The organism is Streptococcus pseudopneumoniae (assembly GCF_001072375.1).
GTDB classification, from domain to species: domain Bacteria; phylum Bacillota; class Bacilli; order Lactobacillales; family Streptococcaceae; genus Streptococcus; species Streptococcus pseudopneumoniae_L.
In genome coordinates, this window is record NZ_JVKV01000094.1 from 1 (window position 1) to 4,212 (window position 4,212).

5 protein-coding genes and 2 pseudogenes are annotated in these 4,212 nt (G+C 34.8%); all 7 read left to right on the forward strand.

What is annotated here, in order from left to right; all coding sequences use genetic code 11:
• Positions 1–386: pseudogene (gene tnpA / locus ADH31_RS07395) on the forward strand (IS200/IS605 family transposase); the annotation flags it as partial.
• Between the two features lie 1,140 nt (positions 387–1,526).
• The gene (locus ADH31_RS07400) at positions 1,527–1,895 is read left to right on the forward strand and encodes a hypothetical protein (protein ID WP_049509884.1); all 369 of its coding nucleotides are present in this window, start codon (positions 1,527–1,529) and stop codon (positions 1,893–1,895) included.
• A 136-nt stretch (positions 1,896–2,031) separates the two neighbouring features.
• Positions 2,032–2,724 carry a phosphoglycerate mutase gene (locus ADH31_RS07405; protein WP_045763384.1) on the forward strand — a complete coding sequence of 231 codons (693 nt, stop codon included), beginning with the start codon at positions 2,032–2,034 and terminating at the stop codon, positions 2,722–2,724.
• Between the two features lie 171 nt (positions 2,725–2,895).
• On the forward strand, positions 2,896–3,048 hold the full coding sequence (gene rpmG / locus ADH31_RS07410; protein ID WP_001809375.1) for a 50S ribosomal protein L33: 153 nt from the start codon (positions 2,896–2,898) through the stop codon (positions 3,046–3,048).
• Positions 3,049–3,057: 9 nt separating this feature from the next.
• Positions 3,058–3,234, forward strand: a complete 177-nt coding sequence (gene secE / locus ADH31_RS07415; RefSeq protein WP_001211016.1) for a preprotein translocase subunit SecE — start codon at positions 3,058–3,060, stop codon at positions 3,232–3,234.
• Positions 3,235–3,291: 57 nt separating this feature from the next.
• Positions 3,292–3,828 carry a transcription termination/antitermination protein NusG gene (gene nusG, locus ADH31_RS07420; protein ID WP_045763385.1) on the forward strand — a complete coding sequence of 179 codons (537 nt, stop codon included), beginning with the start codon at positions 3,292–3,294 and terminating at the stop codon, positions 3,826–3,828.
• Between the two features lie 190 nt (positions 3,829–4,018).
• A pseudogene (locus ADH31_RS07425) lies at positions 4,019–4,212 on the forward strand (sigma-70 family RNA polymerase sigma factor); the annotation flags it as partial.

The window sequence follows — 4,212 nt, forward strand, 5'->3', positions numbered from 1 at the left end:
TGGCACAAAAGTCTCATAGTTTATCACACACAAAGTGGATGTGTAAATATCACATTGTGTTCACCCCTAAGTATAGACGAAAAGTGATCTATAATCAATATCGAAGTAGTTTGGGAGAAATATTCCACCGATTATGTAGTTATAAAGGTGTTGAGATTATCGAAGGTCATTTAATGCCTGATCATGTACATATGTTGGTAAGTATTCCACCTAGGATAAGTATTTCAAGTTTCATGGGGTATTTAAAAGGCAAAAGTGCACTCATGATGTTTGATAAACACGCCAACCTCAAGTATAAGTTTGGGAATCGGCATTTCTGGGCGGAAGGTTATTATGTGAGTACAGTAGGGCTTAATGAAGTCACAATAAGGAAATATATTCAAGATTAAAGAAATTATCCAGTGGATGATTTCTTCACGAGTATGAAAATTTGAGAACGAGTACAGCATGATATAGCTCTAGATAAATTGAGTGTAAAAGAATATGAGGATCCCTTTAGGGATAGTGGTAAGTAATACTAAAGCCTCTTTAAGAGGCAAGTGACGAGTCAAGAGCAATAGGGCTTGAACAACGTGAAAGCCAACGTCTTTAGACGCTGGCTGGTAATTTGGGCTTATAGCCCTCGTATGGTGGTTATGATTTCAAATACTCGTTTTACTATTTGAAGTCAGATAAATAAAATTTTTTCCTGATAACGATATCTCGGAAAAATTGCAGAATGTAAGTTAGTCAACAATTTATTAATACTATAGTGGATTGAAATAAGATGTGAACAAAGAGATTAGGAAAGTCAAATTAATTTCTAAAAACGCTTTAGAATCCTTGGTGTGCTATTCTAGATTCAATCCATTATATAATGGATTGAAAAAAGATATGAACAATGAGGCTAGGAAAGTCAAATTAATTTATAGAAACGTTTTAGAATCCTTGTCGTACTATTCTAGGTTCAATCCACTGTAGTTGTATAGTTCTATCAGAAACGATCAAGAACACTAAATTAAATCTGAGTAAGGCATAGAACAAGAAAACGGATATTTAACTCAGATAGCCTTACATAAGGGTGTAAACCGCCAAAATAGAAAATATAAACAGTTAGAAAATCTAGAAGATAATCAAGATTGAGAATGAAACTGACTTGTAACTAAAGTTAACCTCAAAAATAATAGAATAATCAAAAAATAAATGATGAGTATAACCTAAACTAATAAATGGGTAATACTAAAGATTAGCAACAAATCTAATGATAAATACTTCTCTACTAACTTAGAGGTAAGTTAGATATAGTTTCTGATTTGAGTGAGAATATTTCATGAGATTATGAAAAAAATAAGTGGATTACTTGAATGACTGAACATAATGTAAAATAACAAGTAAAAAATAGAACTATAAAACTTGAAATATCACTAGTTTGATTCGTATAGAGAGCCAGTAAAGGAATCACAATTCCATACCAGACTGGTAAAAACTTTAAATAAAAACTAAAATATGGTAAAATAACGATTAAATAAAATTTTTAGGAGACATTTATGAAGACAAAAACACTTGCACAAGTTGATGGAATTATTGGGATCATTGCAGGAGCTGTTTTGGCAATTTTACCAGTTGTTATAGTTATGATTGCGGCTATTTCTGAAAATGAAGATTTTGCAGGAGTTGTTTTGGGAATTGTTTTCCTTGTTTTTACTTTAGTAAAAATCGCAACTCTAATCCTAGGAATTCTCACTCTTGTCTACTACAAGGATGACAAACGTATCTCACTTGCTCCGTCTATCTTATTTATCGTTGGAACGGTAGTATCATTGATTCCGTTCTTGGGATGGATCGGTGGAATTATTCTCATCATTGGTGGAGCGCTATACTTGTCAAGCTTGAAACATTTCCAAATCGAAGGATAGTTCTATACTAAAAGAGAAGAGTCAAGAAGTCGCTTCTCTTTTTTGATTGATTTTGACTAGCTTTTTTGTGAAAAATTGTGTAAAATAGAATAGATAAACGAGGGGAACCTCGGAAAATAAAAGGAGTATCCATCAAATGGTAAAATTGGTTTTTGCTCGCCACGGTGAGTCTGAATGGAACAAAGCTAACCTTTTCACTGGTTGGGCTGATGTTGATTTGTCTGAAAAAGGAACACAACAAGCGATTGACGCTGGTAAATTGATCAAAGAAGCTGGTATCGAATTTGACCAAGCTTACACTTCAGTATTGAAACGTGCAATCAAAACAACTAACTTGGCTCTTGAAGCATCTGACCAATTGTGGGTTCCAGTTGAAAAATCATGGCGCTTGAACGAACGTCACTACGGTGGTTTGACTGGTAAAAACAAAGCTGAAGCAGCTGAACAATTTGGTGATGAACAAGTTCACATCTGGCGTCGTTCATACGATGTATTGCCTCCAGCAATGGATCGCGACGATGAGCACTCAGCTCACACTGACCGTCGTTACGCTTCACTTGACGACTCAGTTATCCCAGATGCTGAAAACTTGAAAGTGACTTTGGAACGTGCCCTTCCATTCTGGGAAGATAAAATCGCTCCAGCTCTTAAAGATGGTAAAAATGTATTCGTAGGAGCACACGGTAACTCAATCCGTGCTCTTGTAAAACACATCAAAGGTTTGTCAGACGACGAAATCATGGACGTGGAAATCCCTAACTTCCCACCATTGGTATTCGAATTTGACGAAAAATTGAACGTAGTTTCTGAATACTACCTTGGTAAATAAGAACCATAAAGCCTAGGATGATTCCTGGGTTTTTTCAATTTCTATATATTACAGTGCGAGATTAAAAGAAACCATATTTGCAAATTTAAATAGAAAGTTTTAAGAATACAAAAAACAATTAAGCTTGTCAAAGCAGAGGATTCTTGTTATAATAGGTAAGATGGAGGCGTTATGGCACTTAAAAAAGCAAGTCTAGCCTGTGCGGTTTGTGGTTCTAGAAACTATTCGATTAAGATTAGTGGAAATCCAAAACCAACACGCTTAGAAGTAAATAAATTTTGTAAACACTGTGGCAAGTACACCACACACCGAGAAACGAGATAGGAGAAAACGATGCGTTTTATTAAGGATATTTTTAAACTTCTTAAAGAAACAACTTGGCCGACTCGCAAGGAAAGTTGGTTAGATTTTAAATCTATCATGGAATACACTGCTTTCTTTGTAGTGATGATTTATATTTTTGACCAATTGATTGTTAGCGGATTGATTCGTTTTATTAATATTTTTTAAAATAAGCTAAGAAAAAGATCTAGTCGCTGAAATTCTTCAGTTAGGAAAGGAAAAAACATGGATAGTTTTGATAAAGGATGGTTTGTGCTACAAACTTATTCTGGCTACGAAAATAAAGTAAAAGAAAATCTATTGCAACGTGCACAAACATACAATATGCTAGAAAATATTCTACGTGTTGAAATTCCTACACAAACAGTGCAAGTAGAAAAAAATGGAAAGAAAAAAGAAATCGAAGAAAATCGCTTTCCAGGGTATGTTCTTGTAGAAATGGTTATGACCGACGAAGCATGGTTTGTTGTGCGTAACACACCAAACGTAACAGGATTCGTAGGTTCACACGGAAATAGATCAAAACCAACTCCACTTTTGGAACAAGAAATTCGCGATATTTTAGTTTCTATGGGTCAAACTGTCCAAGAATTTGATATTGATGTCGAAGTTGGTCAAACTGTTCGTATTATTGACGGTGCTTTCGCAGATTACACAGGTAAGATCACAGAAATTGATAACAATAAAGTTAAGATGATTATCTCAATGTTTGGGAATGATACAGTTGCAGAAGTAAATCTTAACCAGATTGCAGAACTTTAATCGAACATTTCATCAATTAAAATTACAAAGTAAAGACAACCGTATAGAAAACAGTTGTCTTTTATTACCCTCACTTGTCAGTATTCACAACTGCCATAACATTAGAGAGTAAAAACAGCACAAGACAGAAACTAGTGCCCTTCTTTCCCCCTTTCTCTGCTATACTACAAGCAGAGAAAGGGGAAAGCAAATGCTTGAGAAGTACTATGAGAAGGTAAAAGGAATTGTTTATAAATGTAGAAAAGATTACTATCTTCACCTGTGGGAGAAAGAGGATTGGGACCAAGAGGGAATGATCTGTCTCCATGAACTTTTAGAACACCATCCAGAACTGGTGGAAGAAGAAAAGAAACTCTACGTCTACTTCAAAACAAAATTTCGCAA